The 26009-nt window shown below is 42.6% G+C and carries 29 protein-coding genes and 1 riboswitch; of the genes, 18 read left to right on the top strand and 11 right to left on the bottom strand.

All coding sequences use genetic code 11. The features are described 5' to 3' along the window. Nucleotides 1-1022 (top strand): LCP family protein (locus D3H55_RS08855; protein WP_168413011.1); only part of this gene is annotated, 1022 nt, incomplete at its 5' end. A gap of 75 nt (nt 1023-1097) precedes the next feature. On the opposite strand, the gene D3H55_RS08850 is transcribed toward D3H55_RS08855, so the two are convergent. Next, nucleotides 1098-1709 (bottom strand): class I SAM-dependent methyltransferase, encoded by a 612-nt coding sequence (locus D3H55_RS08850; RefSeq protein WP_240628526.1) that lies wholly within the window; start codon nt 1707-1709, stop codon nt 1098-1100. 115 nt (nt 1710-1824) lie between these two features. On the opposite strand from D3H55_RS08850, the gene D3H55_RS08845 reads away from it, so the two are divergent. From D3H55_RS08845 to D3H55_RS08835, 3 genes are all read left to right on the top strand, one after another. Continuing rightward, a complete protein-coding gene (locus tag D3H55_RS08845) occupies nt 1825-2754 on the top strand; it encodes a CobW family GTP-binding protein (RefSeq protein WP_119546541.1) in 930 nt (309 codons plus the stop codon). Nucleotides 2755-2885: 131 nt separating this feature from the next. Beyond that, nucleotides 2886-3251 carry a MarR family winged helix-turn-helix transcriptional regulator gene (locus D3H55_RS08840; RefSeq protein ID WP_240628525.1) on the top strand — a complete coding sequence of 122 codons (366 nt, stop codon included), beginning with the start codon at nt 2886-2888 and terminating at the stop codon, nt 3249-3251. Nucleotides 3252-3367: 116 nt separating this feature from the next. Next, nucleotides 3368-4990: an MDR family MFS transporter gene (locus D3H55_RS08835; protein ID WP_119546540.1), complete on the top strand. Its 1623-nt coding sequence runs from the start codon at nt 3368-3370 to the stop codon at nt 4988-4990. A gap of 77 nt (nt 4991-5067) precedes the next feature. Here the strand turns inward: D3H55_RS08835 and D3H55_RS08830 are convergent, their stop codons facing one another. The 5 genes from D3H55_RS08830 to D3H55_RS08810 form a co-directional block, all read right to left on the bottom strand. After that, a complete protein-coding gene (locus D3H55_RS08830) occupies nt 5068-5283 on the bottom strand; it encodes a hypothetical protein (RefSeq protein WP_119546539.1) in 216 nt (71 codons plus the stop codon). 13 nt (nt 5284-5296) lie between these two features. Then, a complete protein-coding gene (locus tag D3H55_RS08825; RefSeq protein ID WP_119546538.1) occupies nt 5297-5722 on the bottom strand; it encodes a spore coat protein in 426 nt (141 codons plus the stop codon). 28 nt (nt 5723-5750) lie between these two features. Beyond that, nucleotides 5751-6224, bottom strand: coding sequence for a spore coat protein (locus D3H55_RS08820; protein ID WP_119546537.1), 474 nt, complete (start codon nt 6222-6224; stop codon nt 5751-5753). A 706-nt stretch (nt 6225-6930) separates the two neighbouring features. Further along, the gene (locus D3H55_RS08815) at nt 6931-7149 is read right to left on the bottom strand and encodes a spore coat protein (RefSeq protein WP_119546536.1); all 219 of its coding nucleotides are present in this window, start codon (nt 7147-7149) and stop codon (nt 6931-6933) included. Nucleotides 7150-7323: 174 nt separating this feature from the next. Further along, nucleotides 7324-7563 (bottom strand): DNA alkylation repair protein, encoded by a 240-nt coding sequence (locus D3H55_RS08810; RefSeq protein ID WP_119546535.1) that lies wholly within the window; start codon nt 7561-7563, stop codon nt 7324-7326. An 88-nt stretch (nt 7564-7651) separates the two neighbouring features. Here D3H55_RS08810 and yoyC point away from each other — a divergent pair, with 88 nt between their 5' ends. From yoyC to D3H55_RS08795, 3 genes are all read left to right on the top strand, one after another. Further along, the gene (gene yoyC, locus D3H55_RS08805; RefSeq protein WP_240628524.1) at nt 7652-7930 is read left to right on the top strand and encodes a protein YoyC; all 279 of its coding nucleotides are present in this window, start codon (nt 7652-7654) and stop codon (nt 7928-7930) included. Nucleotides 7931-8220: 290 nt separating this feature from the next. Further along, nucleotides 8221-8985, top strand: a complete 765-nt coding sequence (locus D3H55_RS08800; protein WP_119546534.1) for a CAP domain-containing protein — start codon at nt 8221-8223, stop codon at nt 8983-8985. Nucleotides 8986-9163: 178 nt separating this feature from the next. Beyond that, nucleotides 9164-9676, top strand: a complete 513-nt coding sequence (locus tag D3H55_RS08795; protein WP_119546533.1) for a GNAT family N-acetyltransferase — start codon at nt 9164-9166, stop codon at nt 9674-9676. Nucleotides 9677-9707: 31 nt separating this feature from the next. Here D3H55_RS08795 and D3H55_RS08790 read toward each other — a convergent pair whose 3' ends face one another. Beyond that, the gene (locus D3H55_RS08790) at nt 9708-11069 is read right to left on the bottom strand and encodes an MATE family efflux transporter (RefSeq protein WP_119546532.1); all 1362 of its coding nucleotides are present in this window, start codon (nt 11067-11069) and stop codon (nt 9708-9710) included. A 659-nt stretch (nt 11070-11728) separates the two neighbouring features. On the opposite strand from D3H55_RS08790, the gene murG reads away from it, so the two are divergent. After that, nucleotides 11729-12799 carry an undecaprenyldiphospho-muramoylpentapeptide beta-N-acetylglucosaminyltransferase gene (gene murG / locus D3H55_RS08785; RefSeq protein WP_119546531.1) on the top strand — a complete coding sequence of 357 codons (1071 nt, stop codon included), beginning with the start codon at nt 11729-11731 and terminating at the stop codon, nt 12797-12799. A 986-nt stretch (nt 12800-13785) separates the two neighbouring features. Here murG and D3H55_RS08780 read toward each other — a convergent pair. The 4 genes from D3H55_RS08780 to D3H55_RS08765 all read right to left on the bottom strand — a co-directional run bounded on the left by D3H55_RS08780 (nt 13786) and on the right by D3H55_RS08765 (nt 17192). Further along, nucleotides 13786-14337 carry a GNAT family N-acetyltransferase gene (locus D3H55_RS08780; protein WP_119546530.1) on the bottom strand — a complete coding sequence of 184 codons (552 nt, stop codon included), beginning with the start codon at nt 14335-14337 and terminating at the stop codon, nt 13786-13788. Nucleotides 14338-14621: 284 nt separating this feature from the next. Further along, nucleotides 14622-15752 carry an amidohydrolase gene (locus D3H55_RS08775; protein WP_119546529.1) on the bottom strand — a complete coding sequence of 377 codons (1131 nt, stop codon included), beginning with the start codon at nt 15750-15752 and terminating at the stop codon, nt 14622-14624. Between the two features lie 36 nt (nt 15753-15788). Further along, nucleotides 15789-16400 (bottom strand): undecaprenyl phosphate transporter UptA, encoded by a 612-nt coding sequence (uptA, locus tag D3H55_RS08770; protein ID WP_119546528.1) that lies wholly within the window; start codon nt 16398-16400, stop codon nt 15789-15791. 12 nt (nt 16401-16412) lie between these two features. Beyond that, nucleotides 16413-17192 (bottom strand): undecaprenyl-diphosphate phosphatase, encoded by a 780-nt coding sequence (locus D3H55_RS08765; protein WP_119546548.1) that lies wholly within the window; start codon nt 17190-17192, stop codon nt 16413-16415. A gap of 222 nt (nt 17193-17414) precedes the next feature. Between D3H55_RS08765 and D3H55_RS08760 the strand changes: the two genes are divergently transcribed. The 10 genes from D3H55_RS08760 (at nt 17415) to ribD (ending at nt 26005) form a co-directional block, all read left to right on the top strand. After that, nucleotides 17415-17741, top strand: coding sequence for a DUF4870 domain-containing protein (locus tag D3H55_RS08760; RefSeq protein WP_119546527.1), 327 nt, complete (start codon nt 17415-17417; stop codon nt 17739-17741). Between the two features lie 166 nt (nt 17742-17907). Then, on the top strand, nt 17908-18897 hold the full coding sequence (locus D3H55_RS08755) for a helix-turn-helix transcriptional regulator (protein WP_240628523.1): 990 nt from the start codon (nt 17908-17910) through the stop codon (nt 18895-18897). Nucleotides 18898-19295: 398 nt separating this feature from the next. Then, nucleotides 19296-19511, top strand: a complete 216-nt coding sequence (locus D3H55_RS08745; protein ID WP_119546524.1) for a PLD nuclease N-terminal domain-containing protein — start codon at nt 19296-19298, stop codon at nt 19509-19511. Further along, a complete protein-coding gene (locus D3H55_RS08740; RefSeq protein WP_119546523.1) occupies nt 19508-20413 on the top strand; it encodes an ABC transporter ATP-binding protein in 906 nt (301 codons plus the stop codon). The genes D3H55_RS08745 and D3H55_RS08740 overlap by 4 nt, the downstream gene beginning before the upstream one ends. Further along, nucleotides 20414-21190, top strand: a complete 777-nt coding sequence (locus D3H55_RS08735) for an ABC transporter permease (RefSeq protein WP_119546522.1) — start codon at nt 20414-20416, stop codon at nt 21188-21190. Nucleotides 21191-21274: 84 nt separating this feature from the next. After that, entirely contained in the window at nt 21275-22117 is an 843-nt protein-coding gene (locus D3H55_RS08730) for a GNAT family N-acetyltransferase (protein WP_119546521.1), read from the top strand. A 92-nt stretch (nt 22118-22209) separates the two neighbouring features. Next, the gene (locus D3H55_RS08725; protein ID WP_119546520.1) at nt 22210-23094 is read left to right on the top strand and encodes a patatin-like phospholipase family protein; all 885 of its coding nucleotides are present in this window, start codon (nt 22210-22212) and stop codon (nt 23092-23094) included. Nucleotides 23095-23302: 208 nt separating this feature from the next. Next, nucleotides 23303-23752 carry an NUDIX hydrolase gene (locus tag D3H55_RS08720; protein ID WP_119546519.1) on the top strand — a complete coding sequence of 150 codons (450 nt, stop codon included), beginning with the start codon at nt 23303-23305 and terminating at the stop codon, nt 23750-23752. Between the two features lie 123 nt (nt 23753-23875). Further along, nucleotides 23876-24541 carry a hypothetical protein gene (locus D3H55_RS08715; RefSeq protein WP_119546518.1) on the top strand — a complete coding sequence of 222 codons (666 nt, stop codon included), beginning with the start codon at nt 23876-23878 and terminating at the stop codon, nt 24539-24541. 91 nt (nt 24542-24632) lie between these two features. Further along, nucleotides 24633-24780, top strand: a riboswitch (FMN riboswitch). A 133-nt stretch (nt 24781-24913) separates the two neighbouring features. Further along, nucleotides 24914-26005 (top strand): bifunctional diaminohydroxyphosphoribosylaminopyrimidine deaminase/5-amino-6-(5-phosphoribosylamino)uracil reductase RibD, encoded by a 1092-nt coding sequence (gene ribD, locus D3H55_RS08710; protein WP_119546517.1) that lies wholly within the window; start codon nt 24914-24916, stop codon nt 26003-26005. Nucleotides 26006-26009 lie beyond the last annotated feature (4 nt).

The raw sequence follows: 26009 nt of genomic DNA, 5'->3' as shown, positions 1-26009 counted from the left end.
AGGTATATAGTACATTTAACTGGCCAACAATGGTAAAAACGATGGATAAGAAGGTGATTTCGTTGAAAACGGCCAGAAGATTCATCCAGGCAGCCATTTGTTTGTTTATCATTCAGGGGTGTGCAGATGACTGGAATAAGCAGGGACAACCAATTGAAGATAATCAGGGGATAAAGTCAGGTAGATTGGATGAGGAAACATTGAATACAGAGCAAGACGGGAAAGGGCAGCAGAAAGGGATCAACTTATTGACCGGTAAGAAGAAACCAATGAACATCCTGGTCATTGGATCAGATCAGCGGGATAATGAGGCTTCAAGGGCCGATGTTATCATCGTAGCCCAGTACAATCCTGTTGGAAAGACGGCAAAAGTCTTGTCGATCATGAGAGATTCATATGTGTTCATTCCCGGTCATGGAAAGAGTAAAATCAACCATGCTTATTCATGGGGAGGGGAAAAACTTTTGAAAGAGACGATAGAGGAAAACTTTAAGGTGCAAACGGACCATGTCATCAACATAGACTTTCAGGGGTTTGTCACCATAATTGACAGTGTTCTTCCGCAGGGTGTCGAGGTTGAGGTCCCGCAGGATATGATCAATTTCTGGAAATGGGACATGGAACCAGGCAGACAGGCACTTAATGGGCAGGAGCTACTGAATTATGTAAGATTCCGGAAGGATAGTGAGAATGACTTTGGGAGGGTTGCAAGGCAGCAGGAGGTATTGGAAATTGTTCAAGAAGAAGTGAAGGAGAAGCTCACAAGCCCGGATGGCATCCAGATGGTATCGAACCTGATGAAGGAAGGGAAGGAGGCAGTCGAGACTGATCTGGAACTATCAGACCTATTAAGATTGGGCATGGAATCATTTTTTAAACCAGTAGAATCATTTGAGTCACTGCGTATCCCTGTGGAAGATTCTTATCGCAATGCCATGACAAAAAAAGATGGTATGGTTTTGGAGCTTGATACTAAAGAAAATGCAGAAGCTGCGGCTGAATTCCTTGAAACGGAATACTGATTCGGTAAACCCACAAAAACCTGGAATATTTAAACGGAGGGGACAGTCACCCTCCGCTTTTTTAATGCCTAATCTTTATTTTTTACAGACGGCTATACCGAATGGATAATGTTTTCCTTCTCTTTTAGGCTCAACTAGGACACTTCGTTGGTAGTAGAAATGTTGTTCTTGATAATCAGCAAAAAGTGCAATGAACTCAGCCTCAGTCAGCTGATGGACATGGAAAGGCTCATTTGTCTCTTTTCCCCTTCCTGCCCCGAAAGGCGTTGACATGATCAGGATCCCGCCAGGCTTCAGCATACTATATATGTTATTCATGAAGATCTTTTCATTGGAAAGGTGTTCAAGAGTTTCGAAGCTTATGATTACATCGAATGTACCAAGCTTTGCAGGCAATTCTTCATCCTCAGCATCCATCCTTTTATATTGAATCAGAGGATGGTAATGTTTTGCTGCGGCATATTTCAATGAGGCTTCATCATTATCGACCGCTACAATCTCCTGAAGGACTGACTTTTGGGCTTTGGCTATGATTTTTGAGCCGTAACCTGTTCCGCAAGCCAGATCGAGGATTCTTCCTTCTGCATGTTCTACTGCAAAATAATATCTGGCAAGGTGTTCAAGAAGCATGCCGTTCAATGGATCCATCATTTCGGGTATGACCCGTTCTCCTGTAAATTTCAGCAAAAATACCGCCCTCCTTGGCTGTGTTCATTATAGCAGAACTGCATGAAGATTGTATTAGGGGCTCACTTAAATTAGAATGGGCTAAGACAGACAGTACCGGAAAGGAAGATAATTGATGAAAAAAGATGTCTATCTGCTTTCAGGCTTTTTAGGAAGCGGTAAAACCACTTTATTGAAAAACCTGATAACCGCATTAAAGGATCAAAATCTTAAACCTGCTGTATTAATGAATGAATTGGGCAGTGTTTCAATAGATTCGCAGGAAGTTGAGGAAGGAACCCCTTTGAAGGAGCTACTTGACGGCTGCATTTGCTGTTCCATTCAGGATAAGCTGGAGTCTCAACTCCAGGAGTTGCTGTTTCAAGATGAATTCGATGTATTGGTGATTGAAACTACAGGAGCTGCTCATCCAGTTGAAGTGGTGGATGCAGTCATGTCTCCGCTGTTTGCTGACCGTTTACAGTTCAAAGGCATCATTACAGTGGTGGATGCTAAACAATGGGTATCAAGAGGTGCCTACAGTCCTCAAGTTCTCCAGTTAATGCGGGAGCAAATCAGGCATTCCCACCTCCTGATATTTAATAAGGAAGACCTGATTTCAGAGATGGAAAAAGGGAGTGCCTTATTCGAGATTCAACAGATTAATCCAGCCGCTAAGCTGATCATCACGAATTACAGCAGGGTTTCCGCTGCTGAATTACTGAGTGTGAAGGGGAATGCTGTTTTCCAAGATAGGGAGAGAAGCGCAATTGGCCACCAGCTCAATTTAAGGGCATATGTTCACCGTTTCGCAGGCTCTGTTTCGCGGACAGGCTTTGAGGAATGGCTGAAAAGACTTCCTGATACCATTTACCGTATGAAAGGATATGTGCCATTCAGCGGCCGCAGATACCCGTATATGTTCCAATATTCTTACGGTATGCCGCTCTTTATCCCTGAAGACATGAACCTTCCCAAGACACTAGTCATCATTGGGGAGAATCTGGATGAAGATAAAATGGCGAAAGAGTTGGAAGATTTAGAAAAAACGGAAACTCATGATTGACCTTGATTATAAAGTACTTTAAACTAAAATAGTTAACTTACTTAACTATTTTGCGTCCTGAAAGGTGTAAGATATTATTGAAGAGTGAAATGTTTCAGTTAGAAGAATTATTCCGAAATGTATTTCGTATGATGAAACAGGATATTACAAAGTTGTATGGTAAATATTTGTCCAGCGGAGAACTGCTTGTTTTAAAATATCTCTCGGAACATGGTGCCATGAAAGCATCTGATTTATCCAAGAAGATGAATGTCTCGGCCAGCCATATCACCAATGTTACAGACAGTTTGACTGAAAAGGAATATATGACTCGTATCCGGTCATCTGTTGACCGCAGGGTCGTGGAACTGGCCCTTACAGATAAAGGAAAACGGATTCTGGATGAATGCCTGGAAATGAAATTGGTATACTTCCAGAAAAAGTTCGATTCTTTTTCTGAGCAAGAGCTTGAGCAGATGATTGCTTTATTTACCAAGCTTTACAAAACGCAGCAGTGACGGTTTCAATTTTTCTAAAGGGATGACTTTCTGTTATCAGAAAGTTATTCTTTTCCTTTGAATAAAAGTTAATAAGGTTAATTATTTAGTTTATAAAGGAATCGGGAGGAACATTCATGGAGCATTTAGAGCCAAAAAAGAAAATTTTGATTATGATGGCCATCATGTCGGCTATGTTGTTCGCTGCACTGAATCAGACTATAGTAGGAACGGCACTGCCTACCATCATCTCAGAACTTGGGGGGATAGAATATTACAGCTGGGTGTTCACTATATTTATGCTGACCTCCTCAGTTACCGCTATACTTGTCGGCAAGCTATCCGATATGTACGGACGGAAGCCATTTATCCTAATCGGGATAGGAGTATTTACAGTCGGGTCATTTCTAAATGGACTTTCAGGCTCGATCATTGAGTTAATTGCCTTCAGGGGAATCCAGGGATTCGGGGCAGGGATGATCATGTCGACCTCTTTTACTGCTGTCGGTGACCTTTTCGCTCCTAGGGAGAGAGGAAGATGGCAAGGCTTGATGAGTGGAATTTTCGGGCTTGCAAGTGTGTTCGGCCCTACGCTTGGCGGCTGGATAGTCGATAATGCAGAATGGCATTGGGTTTTCTGGGTGTTCCTTCCATTTGGTCTGGTTGCCTTCCTGATGATCTGGAGACTATTCCCTTCACAGTCTGTTCAAGAAAAAAAGAAAGTCGATTACCTTGGCTCCCTGATGCTTTCCCTTACCATCATTCCGATGCTATTGGCTTTCACCTGGGGCGGTAACGACTATGAGTGGGCTTCATACCAAATCATTGGCTTATTTACATTAACAGCAGCAGCCCTGATCTTCTTTATAGTCACAGAAAGGCGTGCAGCAAACCCGGTACTGCCTCTCCACTTATTCAAAAATGATATCTTTACAATCTCTAATGTAATAGGGTTCATCCTTGGGGCTGGAATGTTCGGTGCCATCATGTATATGCCATTCTTTATCCAGGGTGTAATCGGTACATCGGCAACGAAATCGGGTTTTGTAATGATGCCAATGACATTGAGCATGGTCTTTGCTTCTGCCATTGGCGGACAGCTGATAACTAAAACAGGTAAATACAAGCTGATTGCGCTTCTCGGCCTTTTCATCATGGGAAGCGGGCTGGCATTGCTTTCTATGATGGACAGTGGAACCACCAACACGACAGCGGTCATTAATATGATTGTTGTGGGATCTGGTCTTGGTCTCAGCTTTCCTGTATTCACACTGACCGTTCAAAATGCTGTTCAGCACCAATACCTCGGGGTTGCCACTGCTGCGACACAGTTGTTCAGGCAAATCGGAGGTACAGTAGGGGTGGCCGTCATGGGAACTGTCATGAACAGCTCGATGACATCCAAGATGACTGATCAGCTATCTTCTTTAGAAAATCAGCCGGACATGGAATCAATCCCTGCTGAAACAGCAGCTCAATTACAAACACTCCAAAGTCCCCAGAGCTTGATGGATGGGGAGAAGCTTAAAGAAATCCAGGCTTCACTTCCTCCCGAGACGCAGGCTTTCTTCGGGAAGATGATGGAAATTGTCAGGGAGTCCTTGAGTTATTCACTGACCAACGTGTTCTTGATTGGGGCGGTGATCATGGCCGCAGGATTTTTGATTACATTCTTTTTAAGAGAGATCCCCCTTCGAATGTCTAACAAAGAAGAGCCGCTTAAACAGGAGAATATAGATTCGCAATCTGCCAATTTGTAATAATATGATAAAGACCATCCAGTAACAGGATGGTCTTTCAAATAGACAAGCTCCGCTGTAAAAGCATGGGGCATATATTATCTTAGTTTACTCAGAAGGTCAGCCAAGTCGGTATGGTCTGAGAGGTCGAGGTGCTCCTTGAGTGATTCTTTCAAGGATTCTTGTTCTCTCTTGAAATCATCTTCCACTTTTTGCTGGCTTCTGCTAGTTTGCTGTTGAAATATAAGTTTCTTCATTAGACCCTTGTTCATTTCCTGAAGTTGTTTGACCAGCTCGTTTGTATCACTTGCCATGCAGGTTGCCTCCTCAAAGTACGTCCAGTTTTACCACGATGGCTACAAGGATTTGAAGAAGCGCCTGAATATTTACAGCTAAGTCAGTATCTGTAGTCACAACGCTGACCTTTTTGGAATTTTCAATGATAGTTTTTTGTTTATTTCGTTGTTTTGTTTTGATGAATTGCTTAATATCCTGAGCTACCGCTTTGCCTTGATCTGAATCTCCTATAGTGATGCTGATCACTGCTGCAATCGCTGCCTGGATACCTAACTGAAGAGAGACAGCCGCTTGAGTATCGGTCGTCTGTACATCCACACCTTCAGAGTCTTTGATGATGATCCATTCATAGGATTTTTGTTCGTTTTTAACAACCTGTTCGCCATCTTGTTCCAAATCTGCACCGTTATCATCACCACAATGATGATCCAATGCTCTCCATTTTCTTTCTTCCATTGTCAATCACCTCTTTTTGATTTTTTGATTACAGAACATCCAATTTAACAACCAGGGCAACAAGGATTTGAAGCAACGCTTGAATATTGACGGCCAAATCAGTGTCAGTAGTCGTTACATTAACATCTTTAGAGTTATCTATATAAATTTTTTGATAGTTTGTTTGTTCAGCATCGAACTTCTGGAAGAGTTCCTGGGCAATGTACTTACCTTTTTCAGAGTCACCGATAGTGATACTGACAACTAGTGCAATAGCCAATTGCAGGCCGACTTGAAGTGAAACAGCAGCTTGTGTATCTGTAGTCTGGACACTGATATTGCAAGAATCCTTGATCCAGATAAGTTCATCTGAATCTTGGTCATTCAGGGAAACTTGCGTACCATCTTGGAGAAGAAGAGCATCGTCTTTATGGTAGTCATTGCAGGTGTTTCCATACCCATAACTGTCCCTATAGTCATCTCCAGGACAGTAGCTATTGTTGTAGCTGTAATTCTTATTCATCATTTAGCACTCCTTTTTTAGTGGTATGGTATATTGTATTGTTCACTTGTCCTCACGGAGTGTGCTTATTGACTGAATAAAACACCCTTTTTTTCGGAAATTGAAAGGCATCAAAACTTTTTAATAGGGTGATTTAGTTAGATTGTTTTTTAAAAGGCTCTTTTCGTAAACTTTGTTGCTATTCAATAGAAATTTTAATAATGCCCTGATAATCGCCGTAAAACCCCTGGGAGCAGGAAAGGAAAGAGCTGCTCCTTCTTTTTCGATAGTATAACCTTTAAATACAGGGGACAATCCGGCACCTGGGCCTTTTCCGAAAGCAGCAATATATGCGAAAACAGCCTTTTAAAAAGATCCATACAACTTTTTCTGGTTTGTTCGTTTAGGTGGATAGAGGCAGTGGCGAATGTTTGATAGGGGTTCTTGACATCAGGGTACAATAGAAGAAAAAATATTTTGAAGTATTCTTATCATAAACTTTGCTGCTATTTTAAAGGAGTTTCATATTATATCGCGGTCAACGCCGAAAAAATCCCGGTAAGCAGGATAGAGAATATTTACTCACTCTTTTTCTAGAGAAACACCATGGAATACAGAGGATTTTTCCAAAAGCAGCAATCATTGTGAAAACAGCCATTTGAAAAGGGACTGAAAAATAAAAAGCCGCCTGAACAGGCAACTTCATAGCGGATTGATAAATGGATATTTATTTCTCTGTTTTTTTGTCAGCGGGATTCACCAGAGAATCAACCTGGCCGCTTAAATCTTCAACCATATCTTTGATCCATTTCTTTTGCTCGTCGGATAATTTTCCTTTTATATCAGTTTCTTTAACTCCATTCTTATGAAAGATATCACTGATTAATAAATCTACCACCGAGGAAGGAATAGGATTTGTCTTCTTTTTAGAAACATCGTCACTCATTCGAACTGCCTCCTTAAATGAATTTCACGCTATTAGGATATGCATCCATTCAAGTAAAGACACAGTGCATGCCCCAGGATATCAGCCCTTTTTGGCAGCAACCCTTTACCACATTAAAGCGATAGGGGACTGTCCCCTATCGCTTTAATGTGGTAAAGGGGAAGCTGGAATATTTCAGCTTTCCCCGAATTTCTTGAATGTCCTTTCATCTTCAACGAGTCCGCATGCACCGCACTGGACCTTATATTCCGGACCTTTATAGGGAATGTGGAAAGGGTCGAGGTTGCTGCTTTCATATTGCTGTAAGACTTCCCCGGATTGGGGATCCAGTTTCACACTCTGCGGGACCTGCTGTATAATGTTGAAACGAGAGCGGTTGGTTTTACAATTTGGACACCTGTATGGAGTGTTCATTGATAATGCCACCATCCTTTCTTAATTTACATGTAGTATGGGGAGAATATAATGGAAATATGTATAGGCGATACAAGGGGGAATAGAAATGGGTTTGAATGATGATGAACTGCTGGATTCCTACAAGAAGATCTGGAACAACAGGGAACTGTCATCTCTGGAAACGGATGCTTCAAAGATCTTAGAAGAGGCAGTGATCAGGGAATTGAAAGATGAGAACAGCCATCCCCGTGTGAGAAGATCCCTGGAAGCGAAGTTCTACTTTGCAGTCAAAAGAATAACAGAGTCATCCCTTTCTTTGCCGGATAGATATAGTCTCATTGAATATTACATATCTAAAATGGAAGAACTGCGGATGGAACAATAAATTTAACGATTGAAATCTTACTGTTATTTTTGATAAAAATCCTATAATCTTTAAAGTCTGTCAATACCTTAAACCTGGTAAATGGCAGACTTTTTTCTTTGAATTCCCAGAAAAGTCAACGTCAGCTAAACAGAAGGAATTCAATAATGATGTGAGTTTCTCAGACGTGAATTGTGAAATAATGGGTATGAATGACACTCTTACATTTTTAACCATAAATATGACAAGGAACCTGATGATATGATTTGTTTGTGCAACACAGCAACCACTTTTTCAGAGGAGGAACATTCATGAATAATAAAAAGAAAATGGTCGTATCCGCAGCTACTGCACTTACTTTGATGGCAGCCCCGTTCTTTAATAGCGCAGAGGCAGCTAGCGGAAGTGAAGTTCAAACGAAAACTCAGGTATACACTTATCAATTATCCGGGAACAATGAAGAATTCAATAAATGGTTCCAGGATATAATGTCTAAATATAATATCAAGTGGAGCTCTCAGCCAAAAGCAGAGCAGCCCGTTCAAAAACAACCTGCAAAAGAACAGCCTGCAAAAGAACAGCCTGCAAAAGCAGAAACACCTGCTGCGAAAGAAGCTGCACCGGTCAACACAGCACCTGCAGCACCTGAGCAGCCTGCTGCAGAACAAAAGCCGGCAACGGAAGCAGCCAGCGGAACGCTAAGCCAGTATGAAAGACAAGTAGTCGAATTGACGAATCAGGAAAGAGCCAAAAATGGTCTTCCTGCTCTTAAAATCGACACAGAGTTAAGCAAAGTCGCACGTGAAAAATCAAATGACATGCAAGCGAAAAACTATTTTTCTCACACAAGTCCAACTTATGGTTCACCATTTGACATGATGAAACAGTTCGGTATTGATTACCGTGCAGCAGGCGAAAATATCGCCATGGGCCAGCGTACACCAGAAGAAGTAGTGAAGGCATGGATGAACAGTGATGGACACCGAAAAAATATCCTGAGCAGCAACTTTACTCACATTGGTGTAGGTCATGATGCAAATGGCAACTACTGGACACAGATGTTTATCGGAAAATAAGAGGTTGCAGCAATGAGGAAAGCCTGAATACCCAGGCTTTCCTTTTTTCTTGGTGAAAACGAATGAAACATAACATCACCGGAAACTCTAAATTTGCAAGATAAAGTCTTTCAAGTTGAACTGGAAAAGGTATAGTGGTAATTTGTATGAACAGAAAGATTAAGAAGGAGGGACCTCAATGTCTTACCATATAAGGAAAGGAAATAAGGAAGATATAGGAGATATTATGAAGATAGTCAGAAAAACAGTGGAAATCATGAAGAGTGAAGATATAGATCAATGGACGGATGAATATCCGCTGATGGAGGATTTTTTGAAGGATTCGGAGAATGATTCTCTTTATGTGGCGGTGGACGAGCAGAACAACGTGGCTGGCAGTATCACCATCGACCAGAATGAACCCTCTGAATACGCGTCATCCGAATGGAACCGGATTGGCCCTTCTTATTTGTTCCATCGATTGGTAGTGGATCCTGATGTAAGAGGAAAGGGGATAGCCTCTCTCTTAATTAAGCAAACGGAGAAGGTCGCCAAAGATCATCAAATTCAATACATACGAACCGATACATACTCCCTCAACAAGAAGGCACAATCACTTTTCAGGAAGAATGGATTTAAACAAACCGGCCAGATCCAATTCATGGGTAAAGACAACCCTTTCTATACTTTTGATAAAATCCTTGATGTCTAAAAAAGACAGATCCACTTGGACCTGTCTTTTTCTATGCATTCTTTAATTTCAATCTTGTTTTCTTCTGAACGATTTTTAAGCGCCATGAGAGCGTGACGGCCCCGGCTGTCAATCCTGAAATGAGTCCAACCCAATAGCCGTAAGGGCCGAACTCAGTGGTTTTCGCTAGAATGTATCCCAGCGGAAGGCCGATGATCCAATAGGATATCAATGCCATGATAAAGGTGATATTGACATCCTTGTATCCTCGCAGCGCTCCCTGGACGGGGGCCTGAATCGCATCCGAGAGCTGAAAGAACACTGCATAAAGCAGGAAGTGAACGATCAGCGCGCTGACTTCAGGGTTATCTGTATAAAGGGTGGAAATAGGTTCCCTGAAAAGAAGCAAAATAGCTCCATAAATCACAGCAAGGACCAAAGCAGTGGAAATTCCCATTATACTGTAAGTCCTGGCATCCCCAAGCCTTTTTGCACCGACCTCAAATCCTACCACAATGGTTAATCCCATGGATATGCTCAATGGAATCATATACAGGAAAGAAGCAAAGTTGATAGCGGCAGTGTGGGCGGCGATTACTTCCGTACTATATTCACTCATGAACAATGTAACAGCAGAAAAGATACTTACTTCGAAAAAGATGGAAAGTCCGATAGGGACCCCAATCATCAATATTTCCTTCCATTTCGAAAAAGATACTGCAAACCATTCGCCGAAAACATTGTATCTTCTAAGCGGATAATGCTTGTGGATGACACATGCTGCTATAAGGGTGATCAGCCAGTAGGTGATTGAGGAAGCCACACCCGCCCCAACACCGCCCATCTCCGGAAATCCAAATTTCCCAAAGATGAGCACATAGTTGAAAAAGATATTGATAGGCAAAGAAGTCAATGTGACATACATGGTGATGCGGGTCATTCCCAAAGCGTCGATAAATGAACGTAGCACATTATAAACAAATACCGGGATGACACCAAATGCCAGGGCGATCAGATAATTCTTTGCAACGGACCGAACATGTTCTTCAAGGTTCATATTATTAAGGATGGGATCCAACAAAAAGAATCCTGCCAGAATCACAATGAGTGCAAGAAACGCTGCGGCATAAATTCCTTGAATAACTGAATAGGACACATCTTTATGCCTGTCGCCGCCTACCAGCTGCGCCACAATCGGCGTAATGGCCAGCAGGATTCCGCTTAACCCTGTAAACACCGGAACCCACAGAGAGGAACCGATGGCAACTCCTGCAAGGTCTGTGGAAGAAAACTTCCCGGACATCATCGTATCGAAAAAGCTCATGCTGAACATCCCTAACTGTGTAACCAGGATAGGCACCAGTACGACCAGGAATTGTCTGAATTTATCTTTTAATGTTGTGGTTTGTCTCATGAATTTAAGCCTCGCATTTAAAGTGAATTATAAGATGGGGTATACAGATGCAGCTGTTATGAAAGTCTGATGTCGCTTTCATTGCAGCCTTCGGAAACATCACAATAGCCGGGTTTTCACTCTGTATCCCTTCAAGAACGAAAGAGCAGGAAATTTTTATTAAATAGCAGAAGAATTTACGAAAAGAGCTTTCGAAAAACTGAAGCCTTATGAAACTAACGGTTTTCTCTTCCAATCAAGTGAACATCAGTTTTGAATCCCTTGTTAATAAATGCTGTTTTGGCAAGCATTGTTGCTTTTGGAAAAATCCCGAGCACCGGATTTTTTCGCTGTATTCCAAGGTTTTACCCTCTAGAAAGAAAGAGCAGATCTTTTCTTCTGCTTAACGGCGTTTTTACGGCTATTTATCAGGATATTAATTGAAGCTTATATTGAATAACAACAAAGTATACGAAAAGAGCCTTAATAAAACTCTGGGAATCGATTTAAATGAACTAATGAATTATATCACACTTATTTCAGAATATGGGCAAAGAAGGTTTACGAAAGGAGTTACTGCTCGATAGCGATGGACTTACGTGTTAATATAAATATTTGATTATGTTTAGGCAATTAGCGTGTATAATGATAAAGGATACTTAATGGATAGGAGCTTGAAGATGAGCAAACATATACTTTTTACCGGCGGCGGTTCTGCCGGGCATGTTACCGTGAATGCGGCCCTTATCCCTTTTTTTAAAAGGCAGGGATGGAATGTTTCTTACATAGGATCACAAGACGGCATAGAAAATGAAATCATTACAGAACAGTTCCCTGAGATTCCTTATTATGGTATTTCCAGTGGAAAGCTGCGCAGGTATTTTTCCTGGAAAAATTTCTCCGATCCCTTCAAAGTAATGAAAGGACTTCTGGAAGCCTTAACGATCATCAGGAAAACTAAGCCGGATGTCATCTTTTCAAAAGGCGGGTTTGTTTCTGTTCCTGTCGTCATGGCGGCGAAAATGTCCGGTATTCCCACCGCGATCCACGAGTCGGACTTTACACCTGGGCTGGCGAATAAGCTCGCTGTTCCATTTGCGACGAAAATCTTCACAACATTTCCGGAAACGTTGAACAGCATGCCTGCTGACAAAGCGATTTGTGCTGGTGCCATCATCAGGGAAGAATTATTTACTGGAGATAAAGCAGAAGGGAAGAGACTGACCGGTTTTTATGAAAACAAACCGGTCCTCATGATCATGGGCGGAAGCCTGGGTTCACGCAAGATCAATGAAGCTGTGAGAAAAAATCTGCAGGAGCTGCTTTTGGATTACCAAATTATCCATCTCTGCGGAAAAGGGAACCTCGACCCCGCTTTGCAGCAAAAGGGTTACCGCCAGTATGAATATGTGTCAACTGAACTATCGCATTTCCTGGCCATGACAGATTATGTCATCTCAAGAGCGGGATCAAATTCGATATTTGAATTCCTGGCACTCAAGATACCGATGCTGCTGATCCCCCTTTCAAGGGAAGCCAGCAGGGGGGACCAAATCATCAATGCAGATTCTTTTGTAAAGCAGGGCATTGCCTTGAAGCTGGAAGAGGAAGAATTAACACCTGAAACCTTCAAGCATAAAATGGATGAGCTGGAACAAAACAGTGCTTCCATGATCTCAGCAATGGAAAAAAATGAATCTTCATATACCATCGAGGATATTTTCCATGAGCTTTCCAAATTATCGAAATAGAAATATCTTGCCTGGCGCTGAATTGCAGTGCCGGGCATTTTGATTTTTGCCGGGGTATTCATGGTTTTAAATCGCGTCAGGCTCGGAGGTTTCACCGGAAGCAGATAAAATACTAGTGATGGAGTGGCAGATGAAAATACAGAAGGGTTGAATGATGTATGAATAGTAGTCAGCAGTGTCAGGCATGAAAAACGCGGGGATCTTGGAATGATGTATGAAAAGGGAGTGGATTCAGGCATGCAAAGAGCGGGGGCCCTGGAATTATGTATGAAAACCTCGTGGATTCGGACATAAAAACCGCGTCCCCCTTGAAATGATGTATGAAAAGGCAGTGGATTCAGGCATGAAAAGAGCGGGGATCCTGAAATGATGTATGAAAAGGGAGTGGATTCAGACATGAAAAGGGCGTGGACCCTGGAATGATGTATGAAAACCTCGTGGATTCGGACATAGAAAACGCGTCCCCCTTGGAATGATGTATGAAAAGGGAGTGGATTCAGACATGAAAAGGGAGGGGGCCCTGAAATGATGTATGAAAAGGGAGTGGATTCAGACATGAAAAGAGCGGGGACCTGAAAATGATGTATGAAAAGGCAGTGGATTCAGACATGAAAAGAGCAGGAATCCTGGAATGATGTATGAAAAGGCAGTGGATTCAGACACGAAAAGAGCACGGACCTGAAAATGATGTATGAAAAGGCAGTGGATTCAAGCATGAAAAGAGCGCGAACCTTGAAATGATGTATGAAAAGGCAAGGGATTCAGACATGATAAGCGCTTCGCCCTTGGAATGATGTATGAAACAACCGTGGAATCAGGCATAAGAAAAACCCTTCAATGAAGTAATAGAAATAACACAAAATGCTGAATTTAAAAGGTCAATTCTCAACTGGTGAACACCAAATTTCTTTCCTATTAAAGTTGTATTCCCAAAAGAATTTTAATAAAAAAACTCCGGATCCCAGTTTGGTATCCAGAGTTTATTCTTATGCCTCCATTGCTTGCTCGTCTTCTTGAGAAGTAGTGTAAAGATGCATGGTATAGAGGTCTTTTGGAATTTCATATAGATCGTAGATATCGCCATCTGCGTTTAGCTGCTGATAGATTACCGGTCTTAATTCATTGGCTTTGATGACATAAGGAAGCTTTTCCGCAGCTTTTTGTGAACGTATGTTGACTTTCCTGATTCTCATGAAAATTGTTTCCATACCAAGCTCATAGAAGAGTTCCTGGAAAAAAGCTTCTTTTGCAGGCTGGTTATAACCTTTTCCATGGTATGGTTTTCCGATCCAAGTGCCAAGGAATCCAGCCCCGTTTTCAATGTCGAACAGATTGATTGTACCGATAGGGCTTCCCCACTCATCAACAATCGTACGTGAAATTAATTCTCCGCGCTCTTCGGCTTCAATTGTGCTTTTTGACAAAAATAGAAATTCCTCATAGGAAAAAGCTTTTTGACGCACAAAAGGGAAGACCTCAGGGTGCACCATCAAATCGAACAGAACATGACAGTCCTGCAGATCGCGTTTCTTGATCATTAGTATCCCTCCATGAGGGCAGTCTTTTAGCGTAAGACCCCACCCTCGAAATTTTTCATAAAACACATAAAAAATTTCGGGGTGGGAATCGAACCCACTAAGACCAGTCAAGAAACTGGTGGCGCACCATTTGCCTTCCCTCCATTACATAAGCCATATATATTCAGATTGCTCGGCTAGTGAACAATATAATGGAATATATCATCTGTTCGTATCATACTAAAAAAAATCATAAAAAGAAATAGGTAAAACGTTAATTTTTTTTGAAAAAATTCACCAATTTTCTACATTTTTTTATAAGCGATTTCCCCATCTATCATTGTCAGCAGAGGCTTAGCCAAAAAATGAAATGGGTGGTCGCTCCAAAGGACCAAATCGGCATCCTTTCCTTCTTCAATACTTCCCAAACGGTGGTCAACACCTAAATTCCTTGCAGGATTTATTGTGATGCCTTCAAGGGCTTTTTCAATGTCCCAGCCTTCCCTTACCGTGACAGCCGCACACATATTCAGGTATTGAACAGGAGTATAAGGATGATCTGTGGTAATGGAGACTTCTACACCATTATTCGACAATTCCTGATAAGTCGTCCAGCTCTTATTTCTAAGTTCCACCTTGGACCGACGGGTAAAAGTCGGTCCGACACAGACTTTTAACGATAAGTTCCGCAGCTCCTTGGCAATCAGGTGCCCCTCGGTACAATGCTCGATTCTTAAATCCAGATCGAACTCTTTTGCAAGTCGGACAGCAGAAAGGATATCATCCGCACGATGAGCATGCACCCTTACAGGAATTTCCCTTCTTAAAGCCAGGACCAGCGGTGCGGTCCGGAGCTCTTCGGGTTGGTCGCTGTACTTGGCATTGAAGAAGGCCTCCCTTAACATTCCCATGATTCCCATACGGGTGATGGACTCTTTATTTCCGTTACTGTGTATTCTTTTCGGGTTTTCCCCAAGCGCGATCTTCAGGCCGGAAGTTTCCCGTACAAGCATCTGAGCTATATTTTTTCCATGTGTTTTGATGACAGCCGTTGTACCGCCTATAACATTGGCGCTGCCCGGCATGACATTCACTGTTGTCACGCCATATTTAAGCGCGTCTTGAAAACCAGGATCAAAGGGGTGTACACCATCAAATGCACGGATATGCGGAGTCATCGGTTCGATGGTTTCATTGGCATCATTTCCCGCCCAGCCAGTTCCTTCGTCATAAAGGCCTAGGTGGGTATGGACGTCAATGAAGCCGGGAAGGAGGGGTCTGCCCTTACAATCAATAACCGTGGCATCCTTCACTCCCTCGCATCCGGCAGAAGAAATTTTTTTGATTTTTCCTCTCTCAATCCATACGCAGCTGTTGGGAATAATACCGGAAGTGATCGTATATAACGTTGCATTCCTGAATATGATTTTCTGCATGGTTTCTATTTCCTTCCTATTCGGGCTGAGAATAAATCAATCCCGGGTTTTTCCCCCGCGGCTTCCACGCCAGAGATGGGTGGCAAAATACAAAGCGATGCCTGAACAAGCAATAAGAGCGATAGGTTTTACATACTGGCTGCCGATGACTTCGATCTGCTCCCAATGATTTCCAAGCTCCATTCCTATCAGAAGGAACAGGATTGTCCAGGGAATCATTGCTGCAAAAGTATAGAGGAAGAATAAAGAAAAGTTCATTTTACCGATGCCTGCCGGAATGGATATCGCATGGCGGACCACAGGTATGAAACGGGCAGCGAAAATGACGAATGTCCCATATCTGCTGAACCAGTCCTCAGAAGCCTGCAGGTGCTTTTCGCGAATAAAAAGGAACTTCCCCCATTTTTCAAAAAACGGACGGCCGCCATAAAGCCCCAGCCAATATAAAAACAATTGAGCCAGAGTACCGCCAAGGACACCTGCCAGAAGGGCTCCCATAAAATGCAATTGATTTTCGGATACCAGAAAGCCGCCGTAACTCAATACCAGCTCACTTGGGATCACTTCTACCATCAACCCGAAAGCAATACCGAAGTATCCCCATTCAGAAAGGAGCTGAAGCAATGCTTCAATCCATTCATGTCCCACTTCAATTCCTCCTTAAAAGATTCCCGACCATTGAAGAATCAATATCAGGATTCCGAGCCCCCATACATAATATGAGAATATCTTTAATGAACGGTTCTTTAAAAAATTTATCATGGCTACGATGGCGATATAGCCAAACACAGCAGATGCAGCCGTGCCAACCATTAATGCCGTTAGTGATACAGCTTCGACATGGCCGGTGAAAAGGTCTTTTCCTTTCATGATCAGTCCGCCAAGGATGGCTGGAGTAGAGAGAAGGAAGGAAAAATAGGCTGCGGTCTGGCGGTCCAGCTTTCGAAAAAGACCGGCTGCAATGGTCAGGCCGGACCGGGATAATGCAGGGAAGATGGCCGCTGCCTGAAAACTCCCGATGACAAATGCGTCTGTATAGGTGATGTCTTCAATTTTTTTTAAGCCGTCCTTGACTCCATCTGCAATGTACATGATCAATCCTGTAATCAGAAATTCCCATCCGATGGTGCTTCCGGTAGTGGAAATCCTGTCAAAATAATCTTCAAAGGAAAAGCCGATAATGACAGCCGGGATCGTCCCGATCACCAGTATGAAGCTTAACTTACTGAAGGGGTGGCGAATCATATGGAGAAGCTCCTTCTGATAAACGACGACAACGGCCAGCAAGGTGCCCAAGTGCAGCATCGTATCAAGGAAAAGCCCGGCTTCCTCAAGACCAAACGCTTTCCTTCCTAAATAAAGATGGCCGGTGCTGGAAACCGGCAAAAATTCAGTCAGTCCTTGAATCATCCCCAATATCAAGGCTTCCAGTTTTGACATCATATTCCTTCACCCTTCCTGGACAAGGTTTCTCTATTAACATATATTCAGAAATACCTGAAGAAGACCTAAACTTTACCGCTTTAAAGCACCGGGGGACAGTCCCCTGTTACTTTAAAGTACTAAAGCACAAACGATGAATGCGAATAGATAATAAGAAACTTTTCGGCCGCTCATTCGTATAGATAATTAGAAACAATATTAGCTTTGAGGGGGAATAACGTGGAATCCACAAAAGATGAAAGGTTATTGGCAGCATTCATTTACATTATCAGCTTTTTTACCGTCTTTATAGGACCGCTGATCATATGGCTAATTAAGAAAGATGACTCAGAATATATTGACTTCCATGGAAAAGAATATATGAATTTTCTTATATCCTATTTCGTCTATGGTCTTATCAGCTCGTTACTGATGCTGGTTCTGGTTGGATTCATTCTGGCACCGATCGTCGGACTGCTTGCCTTCATATTTACAATATTGGGGGCGATCAAGGCGTACGAAGGAGAAAGGTACCGGATACCGACAGTTTTCCGCATCATTAAGTAAGGATTACTTTATTGTAGTAACGCTTCACCGCAAGTGGGGACTGTCCCCGCTTGCTTTAAAGTGTTAAAGCGCTGGAAACCGGCTGTACTTCGATATGTGCAGCCGGGTTTTCTATTTTCAGGAAATCCTTCCTCTGATTTGCTAGAATAAGAGAGAGGTGAGCAGAGTGGAACGAGTAAATAATAAGGAACGGCTGCTGAAGTTGATGGAAATTTTAAGAGAGTATACCGATGAAGAACATGAGCTAAGTTATGAAGAACTAATGGATCGCTTCAGGCTTTCCTATGGTCCGGGAATGAAGGTCAATAAGATCTCGCTGAAGGATGATATTGATCACTTAATCGCTTCAGGCTTTGACGTAACCATCAATCAGGAGAAAGAAGGCCTTCCAAAATACTATAGTCACCAATACCGATTATTTGAGCTGTATGAGTTGCGGATGCTGATCGATGCCGTGGTGTCTGCCCGATTCATTACCAAGAATGAAACCAGGAATTTGATTCGCAAGATTAAGAAGCTTACCAGTATCCACCAGGCAAAATTACTTCAAAATGAACTATTGATTGATTCCTCAGTGAAAAGTGAAAGCCCGATGGTAAGGCTTGCTATTCATGTGCTTCATCAGGCTGTTGCGGAGAAGAAAGTGATTGCGTTTCAGTATGGCAGATATAATGTGGACAAAGAATTTACATTGAGCAGGAATGGAGGGAAATACCTCGTCAAGCCCCTTGCCCTTACATGGACGAATGACTTTTACTATCTCATTGCGTGCTTTATGGAAGCGGATGAAATCCGTCATTATCGGATCGACCGAATCAGGAATGTTGAAGTGACGACTGAATCTTTCAAATACGATCCGTTTGATGTGAGCAGATATGTTCAGTCCACTTTCCATATGTTTGCCGGCTCTGAGCAATGGATCAAAATCTGCTTCAGGAACGAACTGATAAACGTCATGCTCGATAAGTTCGGGAAAGAAGTGGACATTCAGAAAGATGGTGAAAGCCATTTTATCCTTACTACTAAAGCAAGAGACAGTGCAGGACTGGCAAGCTGGATTTTAAATTGGGGAAGTCAGGCCAAAGTCATTTCTCCTCCATCTCTTGTGGAAAAAATCAAAAGCGAGATTGCAAGCATGCATGAATTATATAATTGAAGGGCAGTCCCAGCTGATATAGGGGGCTGTCCTTTTTCTTTATGGTTAATTATGAAATCTTTGAGAAGAAGGAAAAATGTATTCCGAATCGTGGCAGAACCCTATTTCCCGGCACAGTACCTAATTCATCAAGGAAATAAAGGAGCTGGCCCTTCTGTCGGTTTTCCTCAACCCTGCCAGGGAGCTGATAAACTGCTCCCGTTTTTTAGTCAATCCAGCTGCGAGGTCCAAACAGCTGTCAAACTGCAGGCTTCCTTCTTGTGACAAGTCAACATCAACTCCCGTTAATTCCCATTCTCACATCGCTTCAGTTCAAAAAATTAAAATTAAAATGAACGAAAAGGGGTTCCCTTCGTATTATCCTTGAAAACAAAAAAACACCAAGTGGGGGAATTGCAATGGCGGAAATACAACAGGCACTGGAATCAATCAATTGGGGGCTGGTTGCTCCTTTAATCGTCATCCAGCTGATTTTGATGGTGACAGCACTTGTGGACCTGATCAGAATTAAAGATACAAATGGACCAAAATGGATGTGGGTATTGATAATCATTTTCATTAATGTAATCGGGCCGATCATCTATTTCGTTGCCGGAAGGAGGCAAAATGGATGAATGTCATTTCTGTAAATGGATTGAGTAAAAGATACAGAGATAAAGTTGCAGTGGAGAAACTGAACTTTCAGCTCGAAGAAGGCAAGTGTACAGCATTGCTTGGGCCGAACGGGGCGGGCAAGACGACAACAATCAACATGCTCGCAGGATTGACCAGGCCATCTTCTGGAAGCATCTTTACAGAACTCCTGCCCAATAAGAAGGACCTCCGCACATTGATAGGCTATCTTCCTCAATATCCAACCTTTTTTGAATGGATGACCGCACGGGAATATATGGTGTTCTCAGGTGAACTTGCAGGATTAAGTAAAACAGAAGCGGGAGAGCGGACTGTTGAACTGCTTGAGCTTGTCGGCCTTGCTGAGGATAATAACAGGAGGGTCGGCCAATTTTCCGGCGGGATGAAACAGAGGCTCGGCATTGCTCAAGCACTGATCCACCGCCCGAAACTTGTCATGCTGGATGAACCAGTCTCGGCTCTTGATCCATTCGGCAGGAGGGAAGTATTGGAATTGATGAGGAAACTTAAGCAGCAAACGACGATTCTATTTTCCACTCATATCTTGAATGATGCAGAAGAAATCTGCGATGATATTCTGTTTCTTCATAAAGGAAAACTGGTGGAAAGCGGAACGTTGAAAGATATCAAGGGAAAATATAAAGAAGCTGTGCTGACTGTTCAATTTGAAGATAAGGAGGAGAATTACACTGAACAGCTTACCAGTATGCCCTTTGTGAAAAGGCATCGAATAAATGGAAGCCTTTTACACTTGGAAGTCGAAGAAATCAATTTTGCAAGAGCTCAAGTGCTGAAGGCAGCCGCAGGTTCAGATATGCCAATAAAAAAGTTTGAGACCAGTGAAAGCAGTCTTGAGGATATATTCATGAAGGTGGTTAAATAGATGCGGCAATTCATTGTGTTACTAAAAAAAGAACTCCTTGAATCCAGACGGAACTTAAAGTGGGTGTGGATGCCGGTTGTATTTATCCTTTTCGGCATCACGGAGCCTTTGACTGCTTATTATATGCCGGATATTCTTGATGCAGTGGGGAATCTGCCAGAAGGAGCGGTGATAGAGATACCGACGCCCACATCTGAAGAAGTGCTGCTTTCTACGCTTGGCCAGTACAGCATGCTCGGTGTTCTTGTGATCGTGCTGGGATTCATGGGTACAGTGGCAGGTGAAAGGAAGAACGGCAGTGCGTTCCTTGTATTGGCAAAACCAGTGTCAAGCCGGAACTACATTTTGTCCAAATGGACTGCTGCTATGATCATTGTTTGGGTTTCTTATATATCAGGCATGCTCATCAGTTGGTATTATATCAATATCCTATTTGAAGCCATCGCGGCAGAGTATTTCATGCAGACACTCATCGCCTATGGCCTCTGGCTTTCATTTGTCTTGTCTTTGACTGTGTTTTTCAGCAGCCTGACCTCATCACAAGGGTTATCTGCATTCTCAGCCATTGCTGCTTCGATTCTTCTGTCATTCCTTTCCGGGACATTTTCCCGGCAATTGGAATGGTTGCCATCACAATTGTCCTCTTATGCAGAAGAAATTATGCTGGAAGGAAATTGGTCTTTTGATCTTTCCATGACAATGATCATAACTATGGGAAGCATTATCCTGCTCATGGCTGCATCTTCAAAAATTTTCAAAAATAGTGAATTATCATAGGAAAAAGCAATCTTTCGTAGAATAATAGTAGAAATAAGGCTGGTTCTAATCTGGAATCGGTCTTTTGAACTTGGGGGGATTGCATTGGAAACATACTTTCTGACAAATAAAGTGAAATCTTTAATCAAAAATGCGGAAGAAGTCAGCGAAGGACCGGTTTCGCCGATCGATCTATATCTAGGGGCAGCACTTGTAAAACAAGGGACATTGCTGGAAATGTATCTGCTCATTGAGGAAAAGCTGCATGATCTTCTTGTTTTAAATAGCACAAGGGAAGAAACAAGTATCTTTCATCGTGACTTTTCAACTCCGGTTACTAAAAGAACAGAAAGTATTTGGAACAAGGCGCTGGAAATCAAGAAACATTACAATCAAACCTTTTTGAATGAAGGACATATCATAAAAGCATTTTATCAACATTGGACTACAGAAGAGCAGGATTTGCTGCATGGACTTCCTCATGAGAGGATAATGGAAGCCGTGACAACCGCAAGGGATCTGCTCGTGTCTATGAATGATTACGTAAAAAAGGAAACCATGAATACAGGAGTGGCACTTAGAAGGGCGCTGAAATCAGATGAACCATCATTGATGGAATTTGCAGGAAGAAACTTTGGCGAAGGCTGGAAAGAAACCCTGAAAAATGGTTTCCGAAAAGAGAAGATACCTATTTTCTTGGCCTGGAAAAACGGGCGAATCATCGGCTTTTCTTCGTATGATGTCTATCGGAACCAGAAGGGGATTTATGGCCCGATGGGGGTTGTGGATACAGAAAGAAAAAACGGGCTTGGAAGTTCACTTCTGCACGAAGCACTCTCTGATATGAAAAGGAATGGCTATGCGTATATCGTTTTAGGAGAAGCAGGACCGATTGAATACTATGAAAGAGAGTGCAAAGCCAGGTTGATTCCTTTAAATCCAACCTAAGCGGATTGATACACAACATTTCCATTTTATGAGACAATCAGTATGTGTTTTGAACAGACTAGGAAAGAATCAAAATAAAGAAGGTGAGTTTCATGCTTTTCAAACAAACCGGGCTTGTCTTGGAAGGCGGGGGGATGAGAGGAGTATACACTGCAGGAGTGCTGGAGTATTTTCTGGAAAAAGATATCGAGTTCCCATATGTAATCGGTGTATCAGCCGGAGCCTGTATCGCAGCCTCTTATTTATCAAAACAAAAAGGGCGGAACAAAAAGGTCAATATTGGATTTGCAGGCAACCCGCAGTATCTATCCTGGAGAAATTATTTTAAAAAACGTGAACTATTCGGCATGGATTTTGTCTTCGATGAAATCCCTAACAAGATCGTTCCATTCGACTATCAAGCGTTCCAGGAAAATAACGCTGAGTTTGTAATCGGAACAACCGACTGCGAAACAGGTGAGCCTGTCTATCACTATCGTGAGGATTATGCAGGGGATGTCCTTACTCCGATCCGCGCCTCCAGTTCCCTTCCTTTTGTGGCACCGGTGGTGGAGTACAATTCCCGGCATTTGCTGGATGGTGGAATAAGCGACCCGATTCCTTTAAAGAAAGCTGAAGACGACGGGTTCGGTAAGAATGTAGTTGTGCTGACAAGGAACAAGGATTATCAAAAAAGTCCATCCCGGTTCAACTATCTCGTAAAAAGGAAATACCCTCAATATCCAGGGCTGTGGCAGGCTATGGTGCAGCGGTATAGGCGATATAATGAGACAGTGGACTACCTCGAAAAGGAAGAAGAGAAGGGAAATGTCTTTATCATCCGTCCTAACTTGCCGCTGAAAGTTGGAAGGATCGAACGCAACCCAAGAAAACTTGAAGATTTATATAATCAAGGCTATTCGGATGCAGAAAGAAGATTTATGGATCTCTTGTCATGGAAAGAAAAAGATATTCAATTCCAGGATGTCAAGGTTTAATTATAACAATTACCTCAAGAAGAAATGACCTTTCTTGGGGTTTTTCTTGACAGCTTTTTAATACATCCCCTCCATTCCCGAGAGTCCCTCGAAATATCGGCCCTGCCAAGCTGAAGCGGTATATTCGTTACTGGCATAACTCCTGAGTTGAAAAATCTCTAAGAAAGTCATTATTTTACACTAAATACGAAAGCAGGTTGAAACTAATTTGAGTGCTATTAACAAAACCGTTGTTGCGGTTAAAGGGATGGTCGTTAATGATGAGGGGAAGGTTCTGATCGTCCAGCGGTCGCTGGAGGACGCGGTTGGGGCTGGTTCCTGGGAGTTTCCCGGTGGCAAGATTGATTTTGGTGAAGATTTGGAAGCGGCCCTTTACAGGGAGATTAAAGAAGAAACGAATCTTGAATCAGCAGTTGAGAGAATTTTATTCGCTGTAAGCTTCAAAACAGATCCGAACAGGCAAGTGGTGCTGTTGACTTATCTATGCAGAACCAAGTCAGCGAGTGTATCCTTATCTGAAGAACACATGGATTACCATTGGGTGGAAGCGGAACAATTGAGGGCATTCCTGCCTGATGAAATCATTGCAGAAATGGAGGCTCATAAGGTGTTTTTGTTAGATGAACTAAAGCTTGAAGAAAGGGAGGCCCTCTCGTAAAAGGGCTTCCCCTTCTTTTTGTTTGACCTTGCTCCCTGATCTGAAGGCGATTTTGCTAGAGTTCTATAATCTCTATTAAACTCATACTATAAAAGGAACTCTGGTAAGGGGTGACTACTACTGATGAACATAGCCCTATTTTATGATAGAATGAGCCGGCTGTATTTTAAGAGAGCGATGGCATTGTTGCTCCTCGGTGTATTGTTGAGCATTCTTATACCTGGTATCCATATCATCTTTTATCTGGTTATGATCCTGATGGGGATGGCATTTGTTTCTGTGCATCTAATCTATGCTTATGAAGTCAGGCGTTCAAGCCGGGGATTGAAACGTGCCACTGCCGGCAGCGAAAATTGCCTTGTGGTTATTAGAAATGAAACTTCTTACTGCTTCTTCAATTTCAGTGGAAGGATGACTGCCAGGGTGATTCAAAGAGGCGGTGTTTGGACGCTTCAATATGAGAATGAAGAAGCATTGATGCAGAGAAAAGGGAGTTCTGTAATGGTTTCCGCACCTTTTTTTGGAAGGACTGCCTTTACTGGGGACGACAGATTATGGAAAGACCGCCAAGGAAACAGGATCTCTTTTGAGAAAAAGGGGGAGGGATGGGATCTTTCAATCAATGAAGACAAAGTATGTTCCTTGATCAAGGGAAAGATGCCGGTCGTTAAACAGCAGCTATTCGATCCGGCAAGCCTTCTCATTATGTTTGAAGAAACGGATATGGCCCTTAAACAGATTGCTTTGCTATTTATTGTGCTGGTAATGGAGGATTATTTCCTTATATAGAAGCAGCTGTCTGTAAAGCATTGTTCGAACTTTCAGGCAACCGACTATGTACGTTCTTTATTATTATGGTATAGTAAACACAATCGAATAATTATTCCTTCGGGGCAGGGTGAAATTCCCTACCGGCGGTGATGAACTTTTTAGTTCTTAGTCCGTGACCCGTCATTTTCTATTGGATGACGGTGGATTTGGTGAAATTCCAAAGCCGACAGTGACAGTCTGGATGGGAGAAGGAAGAGGCCGCGTAAAAAACTTTTGTTTTATACGCTTATTTAGTTATGGCTATTCTCCCTGAGTGCTCCAACCGCTCAGGGTTTTTTATATTTTGCAATATATTTGGGGATATGTTGTGTCAGAAAGGAGATTTCATCTTTGCAGGAAGAAGAATACATGAAATTGGCTTTATCCCTGGCAAGTGCAGGTAAGGGACAGACCTCTCCTAATCCTGCAGTCGGTGCTGTAGTCATTAAAGATGGAGAAATCATTGGAATGGGAGCACACTTGAAAGCAGGAGAGCCGCATGCAGAGGTCCATGCCATCCGCCAGGCTGGTTCGAAAGCAGAGGGAGCAGATATATACGTAACCTTGGAACCATGTGCCCATAAAGGGAAGACACCTCCTTGTGCCAATCTTATCGTTGAAAATAAACTGAAACGTGTTTTTATTGCAAGTTTGGACCCCAATCCATTAGTGGCCGGAAAAGGAATTTCAATTCTTGAAATGGCCGGAATAGAAGTCATGACAGGTATTTGTGAAGAAGAGGCACTGGAATTAAATGAACACTTCTTTCACTTTATCCAGAACGGGACACCTTATGTCACTCTCAAGGCAGCAGTGACCCTGGATGGGAAAACAGCCGCATATACAGGTGACAGCAAGTGGATCACTTCTGAAGAATCCAGGATGGATGTACATAAATACCGCCATGCACATGATGCCATTTTAGTTGGAGTCAACACAGTCTTAACAGATAACCCTCTTCTTACCACCCGTCTGCCCCGCGGTGGAAAAAATCCCATTCGAGTTGTTTTGGATACGAATTTAAGAATTCCTTTGGATAGCAGTATTTTAAATACAAAGGACGCAGAGACTGTAATTTTTTGCGGAAGCGAAGCGAAGGATAAGAGCAAAGCGCTTCTTCTGGAAAAGGGAGTGAAAGTTGAACAGCTTCCTTCTCCTGTTTTGCAGATTCAACCGGTTTTACAGCGGCTTGGTGAGATGAATGTAACCTCACTTTTCGTTGAAGGCGGGTCAGCAGTACATTTTTCCTTTTTAAAAGAAAAGGCATTTCAGAAAGTGGTTACCTATATCGCTCCTAAGTTGGTCGGGGGATCCCAAGCATTCTCCAGTTTTGGGGGCCAGGGGTTTCCTTCGATTGCAGAAGGCGTGGAACTGCAATTCACTTCCATAGAAAAAATCGGAAATGATATCAAGGTCATTGCAAAGCCGTTAAGAAAGGAGTGACCTT

Source organism: Bacillus salacetis, from assembly GCF_003581585.1.
Taxonomy (GTDB): domain Bacteria; phylum Bacillota; class Bacilli; order Bacillales; family Bacillaceae_B; genus Rossellomorea; species Rossellomorea salacetis.
Note: the sequence above shows the minus strand (reverse complement) of the source record. Positions and strands in the feature narration are given on the sequence as shown.